This window comes from Actinosynnema sp. ALI-1.44 (assembly GCF_001984155.1).
In the GTDB taxonomy this organism is placed as follows: Bacteria; Actinomycetota; Actinomycetes; order Mycobacteriales; family Pseudonocardiaceae; genus Kibdelosporangium.
This window is the reverse complement of record NZ_MTQO01000054.1, coordinates 500,807-523,349: the sequence shown is the minus strand read 5'-3', so window position 1 is coordinate 523,349 and position 22,543 is coordinate 500,807. Positions and strand designations below refer to the sequence as shown.

At 69.1% G+C, this 22,543-nt stretch carries 16 protein-coding genes; 6 read left to right on the top strand and 10 right to left on the bottom strand.

Annotated features, from left to right (window positions below; all coding sequences use genetic code 11):
* Positions 1-29: 29 nt before the first annotated feature.
* Genes ALI144C_RS49390 through gltB form a run of 3 tightly spaced genes read right to left on the bottom strand, consistent with a single transcriptional unit; the run spans position 30 to position 7,545 of the window.
* Positions 30-1,466, bottom strand: a complete 1,437-nt coding sequence (locus tag ALI144C_RS49390) for an aromatic amino acid ammonia-lyase (RefSeq protein WP_076994212.1) — start codon at positions 1,464-1,466, stop codon at positions 30-32.
* Positions 1,467-1,487: 21 nt separating this feature from the next.
* Positions 1,488-2,999, bottom strand: a complete 1,512-nt coding sequence (locus ALI144C_RS49385; RefSeq protein ID WP_076994211.1) for a glutamate synthase subunit beta — start codon at positions 2,997-2,999, stop codon at positions 1,488-1,490.
* Positions 2,992-7,545: a glutamate synthase large subunit gene (gene gltB / locus ALI144C_RS49380; protein WP_076994210.1), complete on the bottom strand. Its 4,554-nt coding sequence runs from the start codon at positions 7,543-7,545 to the stop codon at positions 2,992-2,994. The genes ALI144C_RS49385 and gltB overlap by 8 nt, the downstream gene beginning before the upstream one ends.
* 264 nt (positions 7,546-7,809) lie before the next feature.
* On the opposite strand from gltB, the gene ALI144C_RS49375 reads away from it, so the two are divergent.
* The 6 genes from ALI144C_RS49375 to ALI144C_RS49350 are packed head-to-tail and all read left to right on the top strand — an operon-like array spanning position 7,810 to position 15,691.
* The gene (locus tag ALI144C_RS49375) at positions 7,810-8,745 is read left to right on the top strand and encodes an ABC transporter substrate-binding protein (protein ID WP_076994209.1); all 936 of its coding nucleotides are present in this window, start codon (positions 7,810-7,812) and stop codon (positions 8,743-8,745) included.
* On the top strand, positions 8,742-9,746 hold the full coding sequence (locus ALI144C_RS49370) for a FecCD family ABC transporter permease (protein ID WP_076994850.1): 1,005 nt from the start codon (positions 8,742-8,744) through the stop codon (positions 9,744-9,746). The genes ALI144C_RS49375 and ALI144C_RS49370 overlap by 4 nt, the downstream gene beginning before the upstream one ends.
* Position 9,747: 1 nt before the next feature.
* Positions 9,748-10,524 carry an ABC transporter ATP-binding protein gene (locus ALI144C_RS49365; RefSeq protein WP_076994208.1) on the top strand — a complete coding sequence of 259 codons (777 nt, stop codon included), beginning with the start codon at positions 9,748-9,750 and terminating at the stop codon, positions 10,522-10,524.
* 40 nt (positions 10,525-10,564) lie between these two features.
* Positions 10,565-13,816, top strand: a complete 3,252-nt coding sequence (locus tag ALI144C_RS49360) for an NACHT domain-containing protein (RefSeq protein WP_076994207.1) — start codon at positions 10,565-10,567, stop codon at positions 13,814-13,816.
* A gap of 19 nt (positions 13,817-13,835) precedes the next feature.
* Positions 13,836-14,624, top strand: coding sequence for an SDR family oxidoreductase (locus ALI144C_RS49355; RefSeq protein WP_076994206.1), 789 nt, complete (start codon positions 13,836-13,838; stop codon positions 14,622-14,624).
* Entirely contained in the window at positions 14,621-15,691 is a 1,071-nt protein-coding gene (locus ALI144C_RS49350) for an NAD(P)H-dependent amine dehydrogenase family protein (protein ID WP_076994205.1), read from the top strand. The genes ALI144C_RS49355 and ALI144C_RS49350 overlap by 4 nt, the downstream gene beginning before the upstream one ends.
* A gap of 37 nt (positions 15,692-15,728) precedes the next feature.
* On the opposite strand, the gene ALI144C_RS49345 is transcribed toward ALI144C_RS49350, so the two are convergent.
* The 7 genes from ALI144C_RS49345 to ALI144C_RS49315 form a co-directional block, all read right to left on the bottom strand.
* Positions 15,729-16,082: an effector-associated constant component EACC1 gene (locus ALI144C_RS49345; protein ID WP_076994204.1), complete on the bottom strand. Its 354-nt coding sequence runs from the start codon at positions 16,080-16,082 to the stop codon at positions 15,729-15,731.
* 83 nt (positions 16,083-16,165) lie between these two features.
* A complete protein-coding gene (lgt, locus tag ALI144C_RS49340; RefSeq protein WP_076994203.1) occupies positions 16,166-17,278 on the bottom strand; it encodes a prolipoprotein diacylglyceryl transferase in 1,113 nt (370 codons plus the stop codon).
* A 60-nt stretch (positions 17,279-17,338) separates the two neighbouring features.
* Positions 17,339-18,139, bottom strand: coding sequence for a tryptophan synthase subunit alpha (gene trpA / locus ALI144C_RS49335; protein ID WP_076994202.1), 801 nt, complete (start codon positions 18,137-18,139; stop codon positions 17,339-17,341).
* Positions 18,140-18,141: 2 nt separating this feature from the next.
* Complete coding sequence (gene trpB / locus ALI144C_RS49330) at positions 18,142-19,386, bottom strand: tryptophan synthase subunit beta (RefSeq protein ID WP_076994849.1); 1,245 nt, start codon at positions 19,384-19,386, stop codon at positions 18,142-18,144.
* Positions 19,383-20,192, bottom strand: coding sequence for an indole-3-glycerol phosphate synthase TrpC (trpC, locus tag ALI144C_RS49325; protein ID WP_076994848.1), 810 nt, complete (start codon positions 20,190-20,192; stop codon positions 19,383-19,385). The genes trpB and trpC overlap by 4 nt, the downstream gene beginning before the upstream one ends.
* A 117-nt stretch (positions 20,193-20,309) precedes the next feature.
* Positions 20,310-20,924, bottom strand: a complete 615-nt coding sequence (locus tag ALI144C_RS49320; protein ID WP_083754065.1) for a Trp biosynthesis-associated membrane protein — start codon at positions 20,922-20,924, stop codon at positions 20,310-20,312.
* Between the two features lie 58 nt (positions 20,925-20,982).
* Positions 20,983-22,527, bottom strand: a complete 1,545-nt coding sequence (locus tag ALI144C_RS49315; protein ID WP_143231374.1) for an anthranilate synthase component I — start codon at positions 22,525-22,527, stop codon at positions 20,983-20,985.
* Positions 22,528-22,543: the final 16 nt, after the last annotated feature.

The window sequence follows — 22,543 nt, the reverse complement described above, 5'->3', positions numbered from 1 at the left end:
TCAGCGGGGGGTAGAACCACGCTGAACACTCACGAGGCGGCGAGCGCGCTGAGGGCCGCTGCGGCCCGTTCGACGTCCTCGGTCAGCGTCCGGTCGTCCATCCGGGGGTCGAGGATCGCGTCCATGTGGTCGTACGCCGCACGGACCGGCACGTCGACCAGGTCGGCGGCGCGCATCCGCAACGCCCGCACAGCCGCGACGAGTTCGCAGCCGAGCACGAACCGGTACGCGGCGGCCACCTGCCCGGCCTGGCGCGCGGCCTGGGTCGAGAACGACGCGTGGTCCTCCAGTCCCCGCGAGACGATCGCACTGCCCAGTGTCACCGGCAAAGCCGCTTGCCGCAGCTGCGCGAGCGCGTCGTGGGCGACGTACTCGAGGATCATCACGCCGGAACTGCCGGGCGGTCCCGACGCGAGGAACGCGGGCAGGTCCGTCTGGTCCGGTTCGACCAGATCTCCCAGCCGGGCCGCGGCGAGCTCGGCAACGTGGTGCATGGTCGCGCGTGCGGTGTCGAGCGCGACCGCGACGTACGCGGTGTGGAAGTGCGCGTTGTGGTAGACGTCGTTGTCCTGCACCGAGATCATCGGGTTCTCGGTCGACGCGTTGATCTCGGTCGTGAGCACCTTCTCCAGGTACGCCACCGCGTCCAGCGCGGGCCCTTGTACCTGTGGGAAAGCACGCAGGCCGTACGGGTCCTGGATTCGCCTGCCCGGCTTGGGAACTTCGGTCATGCCGAGCAAACGCCGCATCTCCGCGGCGCATTCGACCTGACCGGGGTGCGGTTTGGCTTCGTGCACAGTGGTCGCGTACGGCTCCGGCGAGCCGCCCAACGCGATGTACGACAACGCGGCGACCGCGTGGCTGGCTCGCAACAACTTCCGCAGCTCGACCGCGACCAGGACGGCCTCGGCCAAAGTGGCGGCGTTGCTGCTGAGAAACCCCAGTGCCTCACCGACTCCGAACTGGACCGGCTCGATCGCCCCGGTGGCCCACGGCCGCTCACCGGTCAGCGTCAGCGCGGTCTCGGCCAGTGCGGTCAGGTCGCCGGTGCCGATCGCGCCGATCCGGTGCACGGCGGGCAAACTGTTGCTGTTCAACGCCTCCGCCACGGCAAGCAACAGCCTGGGGTGCACGCCGGAGCGCCCGGCCGCCAGCTGGTTGAGCCGGACCAGCAACATCGCCCTGACCAGACCGGGCTGCATCAGCTCACCGACACCGCCCGCGTGACTGCGCATCAGCCGGAGGCTGTCGTCCGCCGTGCCCTCGGTGACGACCGTCTTGTTCGCCCCGACACCGGTTGTCCGGCCGTAGACGGCACGCCGGGCGATCGCTTCCCGTTGCAGCTTCCACGCCGCCTCGGCGTCGTCCAGCGCCGCCGGGTCCACGCTGACCCGGACGTCACCGGACGCGAACCCGGCGACGTCGTCAACGGTCAGCGACGCGCCAGTGAGGACAATCTGAGCCATACCCAGATTGTGCGCCGCGCGTCAAACGACAGCCAGGGGCAGAGCGGTCGGGTGCACCGGGGCGGGCAGGTCGGAGGCGCCGGTGAGGTACGCGTCGACGGCGTTGGCCACCGAGCGGCCCTCGGCGATCGCCCAGACCACAAGGGACGCGCCGCGGTGCGCGTCGCCGCAGACGAACACGCCGGGCGCGGTCGTCTGCCAGTCCGGGCCGCACGACAGCGTTCCGCGCTTGGTCAACCGCAGGCCGAGACCGTCCAGCAACGGCATGTGCTCGACGCCCTCGAACCCGATCGCCAGCAGCACCAGGTCCACCGGGATGGTCTCCACCTCGTCGGACACCGGCGTCACCACGCGTGTCCCGGTCTTCGGATCCTTCTCGACCCGGACAGTCCGCAACTCGACCTTGCGCACGTTGCCTTCGTCGTCACCGACGAAACCCTGCACCGCGACGGCGAACCGGCGCTCGCCCGCTTCCTCGTGCGCCGGATAGGTCCGGAGTACGACCGGCCAGGTCGGCCACGGCGAGCGCTCGTCGTCCCTGGCGTCCGGTGGTTTCGGGTACTGGTCGAGCTGCGTCACGCTCAACGCGCCCTGGCGGGTCGCGGTGCCGTAACAGTCCGCGCCCGTGTCGCCACCGCCGATGACCAGGACGTGCTTGCCCGCGGCGCTGATCGGCGACGGGCCGTCGCCTTCGCACTCGCGGTTGGCCGGAACCAGGTGGTCCATGGCCAGGTGCACGCCCTTGAGCTCACGCCCCGGGATGTCCGGCGCGTCCCGGCCACGCAGGGCACCGACCGCGAGGACCACGGCTTCGAAGGACTCACGGAGCTCCTCGACCGACAGGCCGCTGCCGCCGACCTCACAACCGGTCACGAACTTCGTGCCCTCGGCGCGCAGTTGCGCGAGCCGCCGGTCAAGGACCTTCTTCTCCATCTTGAACTCGGGGATGCCGTAGCGCAGCAGGCCACCGAGCCGGTCGTCCCGTTCGAACACCGTGACCTCGTGGCCCGCGCGGGTCAGCTGCTGCGCGGCGGCCAGCCCGGCCGGGCCGGAACCGACTACGGCGACCCGCTTGCCGGATGACACAGTGGACACACGGGCGGCGACGGAGTTGGTGTCCCACGCGACTTCGGAGATCGTCTCCTCGATGCGCTTGATGGTGACCGCGCCGCCGGAGTCCGGCGAGATGGACAGCACGCAGGCCGACTCGCACGGCGCCGGGCACAACTTCCCGGTGAACTCCGGGAAGTTGTTGGTCGCGTGCAGCCGTTCGCTGGCCAGTTCCCAGGCGCCGCGGCGGACCAGGTCGTTCCACTCCGGGATCAGGTTGCCCAGCGGGCACCCCGCCGTGCCGGAGTGGCAGAACGGGATGCCGCAGTCCATGCAGCGCGTCGCCTGCTTGCGGACCTGGGTGTCGCGTTCGGACGGTGACAGGGCCTCGTAGACCTCACGCCAGTCGCCGAGCCGGTCGTCGATCGGCCGCTTCGGCGCGTCCTTGCGGGTGTGGGAAAGGAAACCGTTCGGGTCAGCCACGGGACGCCTCCATCACTGCCTCGTCGACGTCACGACCTTCGGCACGAGCCAGCCGCATGGCCTCCAGGACTCGCGCGTAGTCACGCGGCATCACCTTGGTGAAGGACACCGAACGCCGCGTCCAGTCGCCCAGCAGCGACGCCGCGACGGCCGAACCGGTCAGCCTGTGGTGGCGTGTCACGGTCTCCCGCAACCAGTCCAGGTCGTCGGCGTTGAGCCGCTGCAGGTCCACCATCTCGGTGTTGACGAGCGCGGGCCGCAGATCGAGCACGTACGCGACACCGCCGGACATCCCGGCCGCGAGGTTGCGGCCGGTCGGGCCGAGCACGACGGCACGGCCACCGGTCATGTACTCGAACGCGTGATCGCCGACGCCTTCCGCGACGATCACCGCGCCCGAGTTGCGCACACCGAACCGTTCACCGACCCGGCCGCGCAGGTGGATCTCGCCGGAGGTGGCGCCGTAGCCGATCACGTTGCCCGCGATCACCTGCGCCTCGGCGGCGAACAGCGAGTCCGGGTGCGGGCGGACGACGATCCGCCCACCGGACAGGCCCTTGCCGACGTAGTCGTTCGCGTCGCCGACGAGGTCGATGGCGATCCCGCGCGGCAGGAACGCGCCGAGCGACTGGCCGGCCGACCCGGTCAGCGTCACGTCGATCGTGCCCTCCGGCAGGCCGTCACCACCGTAGCGGCGCGTGACCTCGGAGCCGAGCAGCGTGCCGACCGTGCGGTTGACGTTGCGCACCGGCAGTTCCAGCTTCACCGGGTGCGCGTCCTCCAGTGCCGCTTCGGACAGCTGGATCAACGTGCGGTCGAGCGCGTGCGCCAGGCCGTGGTCCTGCTCGCGGACCTTGCGGGGAGCGTTGTCGTACGTGTTCTCCGGAACCTCGAACACCGGCGTCAGGTCGAGGCCGCTGGCCTTCCAGTGCTCGACGGCGTCGTCGACGTCCAGCATCTCGGCGTGCCCGACGGCCTCGTCGATGGTCCGGAAACCCAGTTCCGCCAACAGCTCGCGGACCTCGTTGGCGATGAAGTGGAAGTAGTTCACCACGTGCTCGGCCTTGCCGGTGTACCGCTTGCGCAGCACCGGGTTCTGCGTGGCGATGCCGACCGGGCACGTGTCCAGGTGGCAGACGCGCATCATCACGCAGCCCTCGACGATGAGCGGCGCGGTGGCGAAGCCGTACTCCTCGGCACCGAGCAGCGCGGCGATCACCACGTCCCTGCCGGTCTTCATCGCACCGTCCACCTGCACGGTGATCCGGTCGCGCAGGCCGTTGAGCATCAACGTCTGGTGGGTCTCGGCGAGACCGATCTCCCACGGCGTTCCCGCGTGCTTCAACGAGTTCAGTGGCGAGGCACCGGTTCCGCCGTCGTGGCCGGAGATCAGCACGACGTCCGCGTGCGCCTTGGCGACGCCCGCCGCGACCGTGCCGACGCCGAGCTCGCTGACCAGCTTCACGTGGATGCGGGCCCGCTCGTTGGCGTTCTTCAGGTCGTGGATCAGCTGCGCCAGGTCCTCGATCGAATAGATATCGTGGTGCGGTGGCGGCGAGATGAGCCCCACGCCCGCGGTCGAGTGCCGGGTGCGGGCGATCCACGGGTACACCTTGTTCGGCGGCAGCTGGCCGCCTTCGCCGGGCTTCGCGCCCTGGGCCATCTTGATCTGGATGTCGTCGGCGTTGACCAGGTACTCGCTGGTGACGCCGAACCGTCCACTCGCGACCTGCTTGATCGCCGACCGGCGCTCGGGGTCGTAGAGGCGCTGCGCGTCCTCGCCGCCCTCGCCGGTGTTGGACCGGCCGCCGATCCGGTTCATCGCGATCGCCATGGTCTCGTGCGCCTCGGCCGAGATGGAGCCGTACGACATCGCGCCGGTGTTGAACCGCTTGAGGATGGCCTCGATCGGCTCGACCTCGTTGAGCGGGACCGGGGGGCGTTGCCCGGTCTTGAGCCGGAATAGCCCACGCAGCGCACCGCCTTCGCGGTTGAGCCGCTCGACCTCGCCGACGTACTCGCGGTACACGTCCTCGCGGCCGGTCTTCGTCGCGTGCTGCAACAGGAAGACGGTCTCGGGCGTGAACAGGTGCAGCTCGCCCTCGCGGCGGTAGGCGTACTCGCCGCCGCTCTCCAGCCGCCGGTGCACCCGGTCGGTCGGGTTCTCCGGGTGGGCGCGGCGGTGGCGCTGCGCCGCCTCCTCGGCGATCACGTCGAGCCCGACACCGCCGAGCTTCGAGGAGGTACCCGTGAAATATTCGGCCAGGACGTCGTTGGCCAGGCCGAAAGCCTCGAACACCTGAGCGGCGGTGTACGCGCCGACGGTGGAGATGCCCATCTTGGACATGATCTTCAGCACGCCCTTGACCAGCGCGCCGACGTAGTTGCGGATCGCGACCCTCGGCTCGATGCCGGTGATCGCGCCACCGCTGATCAGGTCCTCGATGGACTCGAACGCCAGGTACGGGTTCACCGCGGCGGCGCCGTAGCCCAGCAGCAGCGCGATGTGGTGCACCTCGCGGGCGTCGCCGCTTTCCACGACCAGAGCGACCCGCAGCCGCTCCTTCGTGCGCACCAGGTGGTGGTGCACGGAGGACACCAGAAGCAGGGACGGGATCGGCGCCATCCGGTGGTCGGAGTCCCGGTCGGACAGCACCAGTGTGCGGGCGCCCGCGGCGATCGCCTCGGACGCCTCGCGGCGCACGCGCTCGATCGCGGCGGCGAGCGCGGGGCCACCACCGTCCACCTCGTACAGTCCGGACAGGACGGTGCAGGCGAAGCCGGGCAGGTCCCCGTCGTCGTTGATGTGGATCAGCTTGGCCAGCTCGTCGTTGTCGATGACCGGGTAGCGCAGCTGGATGTGCCTGCAGGTGCGCGGGCCGGGGTCGAGCAGGTTCTGCTCGGGGCCCATGATCCGGGACATCGATGTGACCAGCTCTTCGCGGATCGCGTCCAGCGGTGGGTTGGTGACCTGGGCGAAGTTCTGCTTGAAGTAGTCGTAGAGCAGCCTGGGCCGCTTGGACAGCGCCGCCGGTGGTGTGTCCGTGCCCATCGAGCCGATCGGCTCGGCGCCCTTCACCGACATCGGGGTGAGCAGGATCTTGAGCTCTTCCTCGGTGTAGCCGAAGGTCAGCTGGCGGCGCAGCACCGACTCGTGCGTCTGCACGACGTGCTCACGGTTGGGCAGGTCCGACAGCTCGAGCAGGCCGGCGTGCAGCCACTCGTCGTACGGCAGCTCACCGGCCAGCTCCGACTTGATCTCGTCGTCGCCGACGATCCGGCCCGCCTCGGTGTCCACCAGGAACATCCGGCCCGGCTGGAGGCGGCCCTTGGCCACGATCTGGTCCGGCGGCACGTCCAGCACACCGGTCTCGCTGGCCAGCACGACGCGGTCGTCCGCCGTACGCCACCAACGCGCGGGGCGCAGACCGTTGCGGTCCAGCACCGCGCCGACGACTGCGCCGTCGGTGAACGTGACACAGGCGGGGCCGTCCCAGGGCTCCATCACGCTGGCGTGGAACTGGTAGAAGGAACGACGCGCGGCGTCCATCGTGGCGTGGTTCTCCCACGCCTCCGGGATCATCATCAGCACCGCGTGCGGCAGGCTGCGGCCGCCAAGGTGGAGCAGCTCCAGCACCTCGTCGAAGGACGCCGAGTCCGAGCCGTCCGGGTCGACGATCGGGTACAGCCTGGACAGGTCCCCGGGGATCAGTTCCGACTCGAGCAGTGCCTCACGGGCGCGCATCCGGTTGCGGTTGCCGCGAACGGTGTTGATCTCACCGTTGTGGGCGACGAACCGGAACGGGTGCGCCAACGGCCACGACGGGAACGTGTTGGTGGAGAACCGGCTGTGCACCAGCGCGATCGCGCTCTCCAGCCGCTCGTCCACCAGGTCGGGGAAGAACCTCGGCAGCTGCTCGGTGGTCAGCATTCCCTTGTAGACGATCGTGCGCGCCGACAGCGACGCGAAGTACACGCCGTTGCCCGCGGCCCTGCTCTCGTGCTCGGCACGCTTGCGCAGGCAGAACGCCAGCCGGTCCAGCTCGATGCCCGTCGGCACGCGCCCGGCGTCGTCCTCAAGTCCCGCAACGAAAAGCATGGCGAAGTGCGGCATCACCGACCGCGCCGTCGGGCCGACGTCCGCCGCGTCCGGCGCGATCGGGACGTCGCGCCAGCCCAGGACGGTCAGGTTCTCTTCCGCGGCGATCCGGCCGATCTGCTCGGTCGCCGCGGTTCGTTCGGCCGCGTCCGCGGGCAGGAAGGCGATCCCGGCCGCGTACTCACCCGCCTCGGGCAGTTCGATGCCTGCCACCGCCCGCAGCAGCCGGTCGGGCAGCTGGACCAGGATGCCGGCGCCGTCGCCGCTGGTCGGTTCCGCCCCGGCGGCGCCGCGGTGTTCCAGGTTCGCCAGTGCTGTCAGCCCGTCCGACACGATGCCGTGCGACCGCCTGCCGAGAATGTCGGCAACCATCGCCACGCCACAGGAATCCACCTCGGTGGTGGGGTCGTACAGGCCCTGGGGACCCGGGATGGCGGAGAAGATCATGAGCAGACCTCCCTCGTCGTCCTCGCGCTCAGGTGTTTCCTTCTTCTGGGCGCGGGACGCCGATGGCCCGCTTGGTTGACGTGACCTTAACAGCCGCGAAACGCAAAAAACACTCTCGCTGAGTGAAATCCGCCCGGTCAGGTAACGATTTGACTGATCGAGACGATGTCGGCCCGACGCGGCCGGAGATCGTTCGTCATGCTAAGCATAACCGACGTACGGGTTGCCGCGAAATATGACAAACCACCTGGTAGCGTGCCTGCAATGAGCTCTTCCCGCCGGGTTTCGACGGCAATCCTGTCGCTACTGAGCGTGTTCGCACTGGCCTCCTGCGCCACCAGAGAGCAACCGGCCACGACGCCCGCCCCCGCCCAGCCCGCGTTCCCCGCGACGCTGAGCGCGCCCGACGGTAAGCAAGTCGTCGTCGAACGTCAACCCACCCGGATCGTGTCGCTGAGCCCGACCGCGACCGAGGTGCTGTTCGCGATCGGCGCGGGCAAGCAGGTGGCCGCTGTGGACGACCAGTCGACCTTCCCCGCCGAGGCGCCGCGCACCCAGCTGTCCGGGTTCAAGCCGAACGTCGAGGCGATCACCAAGCAGAACCCCGATCTGGTCGTCGTCGCGAACGACGCGAACGACGTCGTTGGCGGGCTGGCGGCGGTGAAGATCCCGGTGTTGTTGTTGCCGACGGCCAAGACGCTCGACGAGGCGTATGCACAGTGGACACTGCTCGGCAAGGCCACCGGCCAGGTCCAGCAGGCCGACGACGTGGTCCGCAAGGCCCGTGACGAGATCAAGAAGACCGTCGACGAGACACCGCGCAAGTCGCTGAAGTACTACCACGAACTCGGCCCCGACCTGTACACCGCGACCTCGGCGACGTTCATCGGCCGGGTGTACGGCCAGTTCGGACTCGTGAACGTGGCCGACCCGGCCGACACACCCGCGGCGGGCGGATACCCGCAGCTCGGTCAGCAAGCCCTCTTCCAGGCCAACCCGGACCTGATCTTTCTCTCGGACACCAAATGCTGCGCCCAGACCGCCGAGACCGTCCGCGCCAGGCCGCAGTGGCAGACGCTGACGGCAGTGCAGAAGAACAACATCGTCGCGCTGGACGACGACATCGCCTCCCGGTGGGGGCCGAGGATCACGGAGCTGGTGAAACAGGTGTCGGACGCGGTGAAGCGAGCGGGGGCCTGAAAGCTCCCGGCCTGCCGGGCCGCGCACTGGCGATCGCCCTCGTCGTCTTCGCGCTGACCGCGTTCGGCTCACTGCTGCTCGGTGTGTCCAGCCTCGGGTTCAACCGCGTGCTGCAGGAGATCTGGGCCCAGCTGACCGGCGGTGTGTCCCCGTTGACCGAACGGGAAGCGGCGATCCTGTGGTACCTCAGGGCGCCACGGGTGGTGCTGGCGGCCTTGGTCGGCGGCGCGCTCGCGATCTCCGGCGCGGCGTTCCAAGGGGTGTTCCGCAATCCGCTCGCGGATCCGTACCTGCTCGGCGCGGCCGCGGGTGCGGGGCTGGGCGCGACGATCATCGTCGTCACCGCGCCGACGTGGAGCATCGCGCTGCCACTGGCGGCGTTCGTCGGGGCCCTAGGCGGCGTGGGACTTTCGTGGGCGCTGAGCCAGTCGGCCGGTCGCAGCACGGCGTCGCTGTTGCTCGCGGGCGTCGCGGTGGCGTCGTTCCTGACGGCCGTGCAGACGTTCGTGCAACAGGCCAACATCGACACGATCCAACGCGTCTACTCGTGGATGCTGGGTGGCCTGAACACGACGGGCTGGCGTGAGGTTCTGCTGACCCTGCCTTACATCGCGGTCACGAGTGTCGTGCTGTGGCTGTGCGCGCGGCTGCTCGACGTGCTGACAGTGGGCGACGAGGAAGCCGCCTCGCTGGGCATCAGACCGGCACGTGTCCGGTTGCTGGTGCTCGGCGCGGCGTCCCTGGCGACCGCGGCGGCGGTCTCGGTGGCCGGTCTGATCGGGTTCGTCGGCATCGTCGTCCCGCACGTGGTCCGGCTGCTGGCGGGGGCGAGCTACCGGATCGTGCTGCCGCTGTCCCTGCTCGGCGGCGCGACGTTCCTGATCCTGGCCGACGAGATCGCCAGAACCGTCCTCGCGCCAGCGGAACTGCCGATCGGCGTGATCACGGCGTTCACCGGTGCGCCCTTCTTCCTGCTCGTACTGCGGATGAACAGGTCCTGACATGCTGGAACTGAAGGATGTGGCGGCGGGCTACCGGGGCAAGCCGGTGGTGTCGGGGGTGTCGGTGCCGGTCCCGCGCGGCGGCTGGCTGGCGATCATCGGACCGAACGGCGCCGGGAAGTCCACTTTGCTCAAGGCGATCGCCGGTCTGGTCCCGCACACGGGATCGGTGCTGTGGGAAGACAAACCGGTGCGGCACCTGAGCGCGCGGGACCGGGCGAAGGCCTTCGGCTACGCGCCGCAAACCCCGCTGCTGCCGGACGGCCTGTCGGTGAGTTCGTACGCCCTGCTCGGACGGACACCGCACCTGGGAACGCTCGCCCGTGAGGGGCCACGGGATTTCGCGGTGGTCCACCAGGTCCTGAGCAGACTGGACCTGGCCGCACTGGCGGGGCGCAAGCTGCGGACGCTGTCCGGCGGTGAGCGGCAACGCGCCGTCCTCGCCCGAGTCCTTGCCCAGCAGACCGGGATCCTGTTGCTGGACGAGCCGACGACAGGACTCGACATCGGGCACGCGCAGTCGTTGCTGGAGTTGGTCGACCGGTTGCGTACCGAAGACGGCACGACTGTGGTCTCCACGCTGCACGACCTGACTCTGGCGGGCCAGTACGCGGACCAACTGCTCCTGCTGGACGGCGGAAAGGTCGTGGCAGCGGGGAAACCGGCCTCGGTGCTGGACGCCGACGTCCTCGCCCGGCACTACGACGCGAAGCTGAGCGTCCTGCCCGGCCCGGACGGGACACCCGTGGTCGTCCCCCATCGCCGTCCGAACGAGTGACCCGACCCGGCCGGTAGGCCGGTGGCAGTAGATTCGGGCCATGACCGACGCGGTGCGGCTGGCCCAGAATCTGATCAAACCCGTCGCGCAGGCGGTGATCGCGGACAGGCGCAAGCACGCGAACAGGTCGCGGCCATTGGCGGACCTGATCAACGTGACGGTCTTCGACGACTACAAACGCCGCAAGCTCAGCCGCGAGATCGAGGCGATGTGCGACGCCGTGGCGCAACGGCTGGAGGCGTTCTGCACCGGCGAATGGGCCGGGCTGGGCGAAGCCGAGCGGCGCCTGGCCATCGAAGCGGTCGTCGACGCCTTCACCAGCGCGGACCTCTCCGACGACGTCTTCTTCGACGCGGACGCCGATCCGGTCAACCTGGCCCGGCACCTGCAGAGGACCCTGGCGAACCAGCCGCCGCTCGGCACTGCCGGTGCGGCGTTGTACACCCGGCTGCTGGCCGAGTGCTGCACGATCTACACGCAGATCGCTGTGCACCTGGACTCGTTCACCCCACGCGGGATCGCGGAGACACTGGCCCGGATGTCGCAACTGCGCCACCAGGTCGAACAACTGCTGCGCCGCCTGCCTGCCCACTCGCTGGACGCACCGGCCGGGACCGACCACGACGAGGAGTTCCTCCACCGCTACCTGTCCTACGTCAGCAAGACGCTGGATCACATCGAACTGTTCGGCGTGCACACCAGGAACTTCCGGCCGCAGACCTCGCTCAGGGTCGCCTACGTCAGCTTGACGGTCTCGACCGAGGCCCGGCAGCCGACCGGCCACAACGGGTTGTTGTTCGACAGGAAACTCCCGGATGTCAGCACCCTGCGAGTCGAACAAGCGCTCGCCGGGGCCAGTCGTACCCTGCTGGTCGGTGAGCCGGGCTCCGGTAAGACGACATTGCTGCAGTGGCTGGCGATCACCGCCGCACGCGGCGCTTTCCGGGGCACTCTGGCCAAGTGGAACGGCGTGGTCCCGTTTTTCGTCCGGCTGCGGGCCTACGCGAGCGGCGACCTTCCCCAGCCCGAGCACTATCTCGACAGCATCGGCTGTCCCTTCGGCTCGCTGATGCCGCCGGGGTGGGTGCACCGCGTGCTGTCGGCCGGTCAGGCGTTGCTGCTGGTCGACGGGGTCGACGAACTGCCCGTGCCGAAACGCAACGCGGTGCGCGAGTGGATTCGGAACGTGCTGACCACGTACCCCGAGAACCGGGTCGTGATGACCGCCCGGCCAGGCGCCGCCGCCGCGCTGTGGCTGCGCGACGACGATTTCGAAACGGCGTCGTTGGAACGAATGAGCCCGCAGGACATCCGTGCGCTCATCTCCTTCTGGCACACGTCTGTTCGGGGCGCCGGGCATCTGCCGTGCGAGGACCACGAACTCCCCGGTTACGAACGCGCGCTGCTCGCGAAACTCGACACCAGCGCACCGTTGCAGACACTGGCGACCAACCCGCTGCTCTGCGCGCTGCTCTGCGCGCTCAACCTCGACCAGCACACCGCGTTACCGCCTGACAGGATGGGCATCTATGCGGCGGCGCTGGACATGTTGCTGGAGCGCCGCGACGTCGAACGCCGAATCCCCAGTCATGACAACGCAGCGCTGAGCATCCGCAACAAGCTCCACCTGCTGCAGTACCTGGCCTGGCGGTTGTCGCTGAACAACCGCACCGAACTCACCCGGGAGGAGGCCGTCAAGCGGGTCTCCGAACGGTTGAGCACCATGTCGCTCCCCGCCGGCGAAGCCGGATCCATTGTGGACAACTTGGTGCAGCGGAGCGGTGTCGTGCGGCAACCGGCCCTGGACCGGATCGACTTCGTGCACCGAACGTTCCAGGAGTACCTGACCGCCGCGGAAGCCGCCGAACACGGCGACGTGGGGCTGCTCGTGGACCACGCGCACCTGGACACCTGGCGCGAGACCGTCATCCTCGCGGCGGGTCACGCCAACAACCCGGTACGCCACGAACTGCTGTCCGGGCTGCTCGACCGGGCGGACGCCGAAGTGCGCAACGCCCGCGCCCTCCGGCTGCTCACCGCCGCGTGTCTCGAAACGTCGGGTCCGCTGGACGACAAGCTGCGTGCGCGGATCGACGACTGCGTCACGAACCTCGTGCCACCACGCCGTTCCAACGAGGCCAGGTCGCTGGCGTCGATCGGCCGCCCGCTGCTGCGGCACGTGCCCGACGACTTGACCAAGACCACGAACGCCCAAGCGAAAGCGCTGATCAAAACGGTGGCCTTGGTCGGCGGCGACGAGGCATTGCGGGTTCTCTCCCGGTTCGCCCGCGCCGCCCCCGGCCCCGTCCAACGGCGGTTGGTCGAGATGGCCGCGTACTTCGACCCCGCCGAGTACGCCGAGCAGGTGATCGCCCACCTGCGTGCGTTCCTCGATCGCGCCTTCATCAACAGCGCTGCGGAACTCGCGGCGTGCCGCCTGGTGCGGGACCTGAAGTCCATCGATACCCTGCAGTTGAGCCACGCGGGCAGCCTCGAGTCGATCACAGGCCTGCCTCCGGTCCGCAAGTTCTGGGCACAGGGCGAGTTCACCGACCTGACGCCGTTGACCACTCAGCCCGGCCTCGAGTTCCTGGCCCTGTGGGCGTGGAGCGAAGTGACCGGACTGGAAGCGTTGGCGCGGCTCGGATCGCTGAAAACCCTGATCGTGGGGCTGCACGGGCTCGACGACATCGAGTTCGTGCGCTCGCTGACCAGTCTCACCGAACTGAAGTTGAGCGACGTCAGGACGGTGCACGACTTCTCCCCGCTCGCCGCACTGGGCGAGTTGACCGCGCTCGGCCTGGAAGTACCGGGAACGTTGACATCACTGGAGCCGTTGCGCGACATACCCGGTTTACGCGCATTCGAACTCATGGGTCCGATCGCCCCGCCCGGTGGACTGCCCCAACTGGGGCGTTCATTACCCCATCTGCGAAAGCTTTCTTTCACGGACACGCAGTGGTTGCGCGACATCGCACCGCTCGTCCTGTTCGAGCGGCTGACCGCGCTCACGTTGAGCAACGTCTATGTCCCCACTGTCGAGCCGCTGAGCGCGTTGACCGATCTGGCGGTGCTGGACCTAGGCTGTACCGGGATCGAGGATCTGTCCGTGCTCTCGTCGCTGCCTGAGCTCACGACCGTGTACCTCCGCGGTCCCGTCGCCGACCTCCCACCCGTCGCGTTGGGCAGCAAGGACACGACCGTGTACGTGCCCGACGCCAAGACAGCCACCCGCTGGCGCCGGGTTTCCGGCCAGTCCGGGAAGATCCGCGTACTCCACCAGCCAGATTAGAACGTGTTACAGTTTTCCCATGATCCTCGATCGGTTCCGGGTGGACGGGCTCGTCGGTGTGGTGACCGGTGCCGGACGGGGGATCGGGGCCGCGACCGCTGTCGCGCTCGCCGAAGCCGGTGCGGACGTCGTCATCTCCTCGCGGACCGCCGACCAGCTCGAAGCCGTCGCCGGTCGGGTCGAAGCCGCGGGCAGGCGGGCCGTGGCCGTCGAAGCCGACCTCAACGACCTCGGCGCGGTCGCCGGACTGGCGGAAACCGCCAAGGACGAGTTCGGCAGGCTGGACATCGTGGTGAACAACGTCGGCGGATCGATGCCCGCGCCGTTCCCGCACACCACGCCCGACGCGTTGAAAGACGCGTTCCACTTCAACGTGGCCACCGCGCACGCGCTGAACCTCGCCGCCGTGCCGCTCATGCTGGAGACCGGCGGCGGGTCCATCGTCAACATCTCCTCCGCGATGGCCCGCCTGACCGGCCGGGGATTCCTCGCGTACGGCACCGCCAAGGCCGCACTGTCGCACTACACGAAGCTGGCCGCCGCCGATCTGTCGCCGAGGATCCGGGTCAACGCCATCTGCGTCGGATCGGTCGCCACCTCCGCACTGGACATCGTGCTGCGCGACGAAGAGATCAAGTCGAAGATGGAACAGGCAACTCCGCTCGGTGTCATCGGCGAACCGGACGACATCGCCTCGGCCGTGGTGTACCTGGTCAGCACGGCGGGGAAGTTCGTCACCGGCAAGGTGCTCGAAGTCGACGGCGGTACCGAACGACCCACGCTCGATCTCGGTTTGGAGGACCTGTGACCTACCGCGTCGTCCAGTGGAGCACGGGAAACGTCGGCCGCCACGCGATCGCGGGCATCGACGCCCGCCCCGACACGGAGCTGGCAGGCGTCTGGGTGTCCACACCGGACAAAGTCGGCCGGGACGCCGGTGAGCTCGCCGGGCTCGGCCGCGAGCTCGGCGTCAAGGCGACGAACGACGCTGAGGCCCTGTTGGCGTTGAAACCCGACTGCGTCGTCTACACCGCGATGGCGGACGACCGGCTGACCGAGGCACTGGCCGACCTCGCCCTGTTCCTGCGCGCCGGGGTGAACGTGGTGTCGAGCGCACCCGTGTTCCTCCAGTTCCCCGACGGGGTCGTACCGGACGAGGTCACCGGCCAGATCAGGGCAGCCGCGGCGGAGGGCGGGGCCTCCCTGTGGGTGAACGGGATCGACCCGGGCTTCGCCAACGACGCGCTCCCCCTCCTGCTGACCGGTGTCAGCGAACGGATCGACGAGGTCCGCTGCCAGGAGATCCTGGACTACTCGACGTACGACAACCGCAAGGTCCTCTTCGACATCATGGGGTTCGGCGCACAACCTGGTGACACCCCGCTGCTGCTCCAGCCCGGCGTGCTCGAACTCGCGTGGGGCAGCGTCGTCCGGCAGATAGCGGCGGGACTGGCCGTACAACTCGACGAGGTCAAGGCCACGCACGAGATCGTGCCCGCGCCGGAGACGTTCGAGATCAAGTCGGGCACCATCGAAGCGGGCACCGCGGCCGCGCTCCGGTTCGAGGTGGCCGGGATGGCAAGTGGCAAGGCCGTCTGCGTCCTCGAACACGTCACCCGGCTGCGCGCCGACCTCGCGCCGGACTGGCCGCAGCCGGTCGGGCAGGGCAGCTACCGCGTGATCGTGACCGGTGAACCAACCATGACCATCGACCTGCAACTGATGACCACGGACGGCGACCACAACACAGCGGGCCTGAAGACAACGGCGATGCGCCTGGTCAACGCGATCCCGGCGGTCGTCGAAGCCGCACCGGGCCTGCTTACCGCGCTTGATCTTCCGCTCATCACAGGACGCGGCCTCGTGGCGCGGTAGAGCTCCGCGCAGGCCCTGTCACGGGCGTGTGGAAGGCCTACTCGCCGAGGAACTTGCGGGCCGCGTCGAGAGCGGCCTCCGCGTCCTCCGCCGAGCCGACGGACAGCTCGAGTTTGCCGCCGTCCTTCGACGTCAGCTTCAACGTCACCTTCTTGGCGTTGCGGGTGGCGATCAGCCAGTCCTTGACCGACCGGATGAGCGTTCCCGCGGTCGCACTGGTCAGGACGACCACCACGGCGTCGAGAACCGCGCCCATCTGGCCTTCCTCGATCGGTGCCGAGTCAAGCCGCACACGACCGCGCAGGTCGTCCTCGTCCCGCAACCAGTTCCCCAGCGCACGCAGGTCGTCTTCGGTGCCGTCAACGGTGATGGACGCGTTGTCTTCCGCCATGACGGAACACCTTATCGGCCCGGAAACGCGCAACAGCCCGGCATCACGCCGGGCTGTTGGGCTTTCGTGATCCTGTCGCGGGGTCAGTCCTTCTTCGGCTCGGCTTCGGGCTCGGCCTTCTTGCCGGAGTCCTCGTCGCCGTCCTTGGCTTCCACTGCCGCCGCCGGGACCTTGGCGGTCTCTTCGTCGTCGGCCTTCTTCGTGTCCAAGCCCGCGTCGTCCTCGTCGGAGTCGGCCGCCTTGGCCTCGGCTTCCTTGGCTTCGGCTTCGTCCTCCGCGTCCTCGGACACCTCGATCGGCGCCGGGTCCTGCGGTGTGCCGTCGCCGCGCAAGAGGGCCAGGTCTTCGCGTTCGCCCTTGCTGCGGCCCATGATGAAGTAGACGACCGCGCCGACGAAGACCAGGATCGAGACCCACACGTTGACCCGGACGCCGAACACGAGCGTGGCGTCGTCGGTGCGCATCAGCTCGATCCACGTCCGGCCGAGGGTGTACCCGGCGACGTAGAGCGCGAACGCGCGACCGTGGCCGAGCCGCATCTTCCTGTCGACGAACACCACCAGCAGCGCCACCGCGAGGTTCCAGATCAGCTCGTAGAGGAACGTCGGGTGCACGATCGCGATCGGGGTGTGGTCGACCGCGATCCCGGAGAGCTGGTCGGCGATGCCCGTCTCCGGGTTGACCCGCTGGTAGATCTCCAGGCCCCACGGCAGGGTCGTCGGACCGCCGTAGAGCTCCTGGTTGAAGTAGTTGCCGATCCGGCCGATCGCCTGGGCGGTGACGATGCCGGGCGCGACCGCGTCGGCGAACACCGGCAGCGGGATGCCCTTGCGCTTGCAGCCGAGCCAGGCACCGACGGCACCGAGCGCGATCGCGCCCCAGATGCCGAGCCCGCCCTGCCAGATGTACAGCGCCTCGATCGGGTTCTTGCCCTCGCCGAAGTACCGGTGGTAGTCGGTGATCACGTGGTACAGCCGGCCACCGATCAGGCCGAACGGCACCGCGTACACCGCGATGTCCACTACCTCACCGGGGCGTCCGCCCCTGGCCTGCAGGCGTTTCTCGCCCCACCAGATCGCCACGATGATCCCGATGATGATGAAGATCGCGTACGCGCGAATCGGGATCGGGCCGATCTCCCACACACCCCGGTCTGGGCTCGGGATGTTAGCCAGAAAGACTGTCGCTCCGGTCACGAGGCCACACGGTAACGCCTCGCCCGCACGGCCCGCATACCACCCTGGCGAGTGACCTGATCAGGAGGTCTGACCAGCGGCAACGCGCGACCGGACACCGTCGGCCAGTTCGGCGGCCAACGTACGTACCTCGTCGAGGCTCTCGCCCGCTTTGGTCACGAACGCCGAACCGACGATCACCGCGTCCGCATACGCCGCGATCTCCGCCGCCTGCGCCCCGGAACGCACACCGAGCCCCACGCCGACCGGCATGTCGGTGTGCACGCGGACACGTTCGACCAGGTCGGGCGCCGCGCTGCTGATGGAGTCCCGCGCGCCCGTCACGCCCATCACCGAGGCGGCGTAGAGGAAGCCGCTCGACTTGGCGACCGTGCGCACGATCCGCTCCTCGGTGGACGCGGGCGCGACCAGGAAGATCCGGTCAAGGCCGTGCGCGTCGGACGCGGCGATCCACTCGTCGGCCTCGTCCACGATCAGGTCCGGCGTGATGATGCCCAGGCCGCCCGCGGCGGCGAGGTCGCGGGCGAACGCGTCCACCCCGTAGCGGTACACGGGGTTCCAGTACGTCATGACGACAGGACTGCCACCGGCGGCGGCGACGCGCTCGACGACAGTGAAGACGTCCTTCACGCGGAACCCGCCGCGCAGGGCCTGTTCGGCCGCCTGCTGGATCGTCGGGCCGTCCATCACCGGGTCGGAGAACGGCAGCCCGACCTCGACGATGTCGCAGCCGGACTCGACCATCGCGGTGAGCACATCGGCCGAGCCGTCCACAGTCGGGTACCCCGCCGGCAGGTACCCGACCAGCGCGGCGCGGTTCTCCGCCCTGGTGGCCTCGAACAGTGTGTCCAGCCTGCCCATGGTCACTCCTCCCCGACCAGGCCGAAGAACTGGGCCGCGGTGTCCATGTCCTTGTCGCCCCTGCCGGAGAGGCTGACCAGGATCACGCCGTCCTCGCCGAGTTCCTTGCCCAGCTTGATGGCGCCCGCGAGGGCGTGCGACGACTCGATCGCCGGGATGATGCCCTCGGTGCGGGACAGCAGGTGGAAGGCCTCCATCGCTTCGGCGTCGGTCACCGAGTAGTACTCGGCGCGGCCGGAGTCCTTCAGGTACGAGTGCTCCGGACCGACGCCCGGGTAGTCGAGACCGGCCGAGATCGAGTAGGCCTCGATGATCTGGCCGTCGTCGTCCTGCAGCAGGTACGAGCGTGAGCCGTGCAGCAGGCCCGGGCTGCCCTCGGACAGCGTGGCGCCGTGCTCACCGGTGTCCACGCCGTGCCCGCCGGGTTCGAGACCGACCAGGCGGACGTCCTTGTCGTCGACGAAGCCGTGGAAGACGCCGATGGCGTTGGAGCCGCCGCCGACACACGCGGCGACCACGTCCGGCAGCCGTCCGGCCTTCTCGAGCATCTGGCGGCGTGCCTCGATGCCGATGATCCGGTGGAAGTTGCGGACCATCAGGGGGAACGGGTGCGACGCCGCCGCGGTGCCGAGCAGGTAGTGCGTGCTGTCCACGTTGGTCACCCAGTCGCGCAGCGCCTCGTTGATGGCGTCCTTGAGGGTGCGCGAGCCGGTCTTGACCGGGATGACCTCGGCGCCGAGCAGGCGCATCCTGGCCACGTTGAGCGCCTGGCGTTCGGTGTCGACCTCGCCCATGTAGACGACGCAGTCGAGGTCCAGCAACGCGCACGCGGTCGCGGTGGCCACGCCGTGCTGGCCGGCGCCGGTCTCCGCGATGACACGCTTCTTGCCCATCCGCTTGGTGAGCAAAGCCTGGCCCAGCACGTTGTTGATCTTGTGCGAGCCGGTGTGGTTGAGGTCCTCGCGCTTGAGCCAGATCTGCGCCCCGCCCGCGTGGGCGGCGAACCGCGGCGCCTCGGTCAGCATCGAGGGGCGGCCCGCGTAGTCACGCAGCAGCCGCAGCAACTCGTTGACGAACTCGGGGTCCGTCCTGGCCTTGTCGTACTCGGCCTCGAGCTCCTCCAGCGCCGGGACCAGCGCCTCCGGGATGAACCGGCCGCCGAACGCACCGAAGTAGCCGCGCTCGTCGGGGTCGTGCGAGTCGTGCTCGTGCCCCGTGGGCTGGTCCGGCTCCTGCTGGGCGCTCACCGCGACGGCCTCGGGCACGCGGGGTGCGAACCGGCCGTGACCAGCTTGGTCAGTGCGGCCTTGGGGTCGCCGCTGGCCACGAGGCCCTCGCCGACCAGGATCGCGTCGGCACCCGCACCGGCGTACGCCATCAGGTCGCCGGGGCCGCGGACACCGGACTCGGCGATCTTGATCGTCTCGAACGGCAAACCCGGAGCGATCCGCGTGAACACCTCGCGGTCCACCTGAAGCGTGTGCAGGTCACGGGCGTTGACGCCGATCACCGACGCGCCCGCCTCCAGCGCACGGTCGGCCTCCTCCGCGGTGTGCACTTCGACCAGCGCGGTCATGCCGAGCGACTCCACCCGGTCGAGCAGGCCGACCAACGTGTTCTGCTCAAGTGCCGCGACGATCAGCAGCACGAGGTCCGCGCCGTGCAGCCGAGCCTCGTGCACCTGGTACGGGCTGACGACGAAGTCCTTGCGCAGCAACGGAACGTCCACCACCGCACGGACCGCGTCGAAGTCGGCCAACGATCCGCCGAACCGCCGCTGCTCGGTGAGCACGCTGATCACCCGCGCGCCCGCCGCCTCGTAATCCTTCGCCAGCTCAGCCGGATCCGCGATCTCCGCCAGCTCGCCCTTGGACGGACTGCGCCGCTTGACCTCCGCGATCACACCGACATCCGAGGACCGCAACGCGCTCACCGCGTCCCGCGGCGGCGCCGCTTTCGCCGCCTGCTCCTTGAGAACCTCGAACGGCAACCGTGCTTCGCGGGCCGCGAGATCCTCGCGCACACCGTCGATTATCGACTCGAGAACGCTCACCGCGTATGCCCCTTCCCGCCGCACTGATGCTAACCCCGCGCTGGTTCTCGACAGGGCACCGGGTCGGCCGTGCACACATAGCATGCGCCTGGCGACGCAACGATTGCGCGACAGACGTCACAACGTGGGGTCGTCGCCGTCCGAGAGCGCACGCCACATCTCCTTCTCGCCCGACGCCTCTTTGGCACTTCCGGCAGCGGCAGGCGCCTGGTATTTCGCGCCCAGCCTCGGCATCTTGTGACCGGACCTGACCAGCCGAACCCCGGCGACGACGACCGCGAGCCCGCCGAGCAGCGCCAAAGCCCGCGCCGGGAGCCCCTGCGCATGGTCGAAGGCACCGTTGACCGCCAGCCAACAAGCCGCGAAACCCGTCAACGCCAACAGGACACCGACCCCCCGGCGCGGCCAGCCACTGGTGGCCAGCACACCGGCGATCCCGGCCAAGTAGATCAGCGCCAGCGGAACCAAGGCGCTCACCTGTTCGGAACCTGTCAGTTCGGCCGACCACTTCAGCTGCGACGCGCCCCACAACGCGGCCGAAGCAGCCAGCAGGAGCACGGTCACGATCCATAGTGGACGGCTGGACGCGGGCCCGGCCGACGGCGACCCGCCGGCCGGGACGGAGTCCTCTACCTGCGCCTGCCCGACATCAACCGCCGCGGCGCGCGCTCGCGGCTGCGCGGGGTCGGGAGACTCTGGCCGCACGGACTCGGACTTGCCCGGCTGAGCCATATCGGCGCTCCCTGGCTCCTCGGCATCGGTCACCTGCGGCCGGCTCGGCTTCGTCGGCTCAGCCATCGGCCGCCGGCCTGATCGTCTCGGCCATCGCGATCGCCGACAGCACCGCGCCTGCCTTGTTCTGGCATTCGTCGTCTTCGGCCGCCGGGTTGGAGTCGGCCACGATTCCGGCGCCTGCCTGCACGTATGCCACGCCGTTCTGGACCAGTGCGGTCCGGATGGCGATCGCCGTGTCGGCGTTGCCCGCGAAGTCGAGGTAGCCGACCACCCCGCCGTAGAGGCCTCGTCTGGTGGGCTCCAACTCCTCGATCAGCTCCATCGCGCGGGGCTTCGGGGCCCCGGAGAGCGTCCCGGCCGGGAAGCACGCCGTGACCGCGTCGAACGCGGTCCTGCCAGGCGAGAGCTTGCCGGTGACGGTCGACACGATGTGCATCACGTGGCTGTAGCGCTCGACCCAGAAGAAGTCGACGACGTGCACGGATCCGGGTTGGCACACCCGGCCGAGGTCGTTGCGGCCGAGGTCGACGAGCATCACGTGCTCGGCGCGTTCCTTCTCGTCAGCCAGCAGGTCCTTCTCCAGGATGGCGTCCTCGTCCGCGTCGACACCGCGCCAGCGCGTGCCCGCGATCGGGTGCGTGGTCACCACGCCGTCCCTGACCGTGACCAGGGATTCCGGGCTTGACCCGACGATGTCGAAGCCGTCGAGCCGCAGCAGGTACATGTAAGGACTCGGGTTGGTGGTCCGCAGGATCCGGTACACGTCCAGCGAGTCGGCCTCGGTGCGCATCTCGAACCGTTGGGACACCACGATCTGGAAGGCCTCGCCCGCACGGATGGCTTCCTTGGCCGTCTCGACGGCGGCGCCGAACTCCTCGCGGGTGCGGCGGCGGGCGAACTTCGGCTTGGGGCGTTCGAACACCATCGCCGTCGGCGGCGCGGACGTGTACAGGTCGGCGGACATCCGGTTGAGCCGCTCGACCGCGTCGTCATACGCCTCGTCGACCCGCTGGGGCGAGTTGTCCCAGTTCACGGCGTTGGCGATGAGGGTGATCGTGCCTTCGTGGTGGTCGAGGGCGGCCAGGTCGGTGGCCATCATCATCACCAGTTCGGGGATCTTCAGGTCGTCCTCGGCCAACTCGGGCAGCCGTTCGAGACGGCGGACCGTGTCGTAGCCGATGTACCCGACCATCCCGCCGGTCAGCGGCGGCAGGCCCGGCAACGGCTCGGTGTGCAGCAGCCGGAAGGTCTCCCGCAGCGCCTCCAACGGGTCGCCGTTGCCGTGCAGGTCGTCGGGCACCTTGCCGGTCCACGTGGCCTTGCCGTCCTTGGAGGTCAGCCAGGCCGCACACCGGGCGCCGACGAACGACCACCGCGACCACGACCGGCCGTTCTCGGCGGACTCGAACAGGAACGTCCCAGTCCGGTCGCCCGCGAGCTTGCGGTACACGCCGACGGGGGTCTCGGCGTCCGCGAGGAGCTTGCGGGTGACCGGAATCACCCGCCGATCGCGAGCGAGGGCGTGAAACTGCTCCCTGGTGGGGCTGATCGCGCCCATCCCGGTGTGCACGGGCAGATCCGATCCGATCACGCTGGCCATACCGGCCATTCTGCCG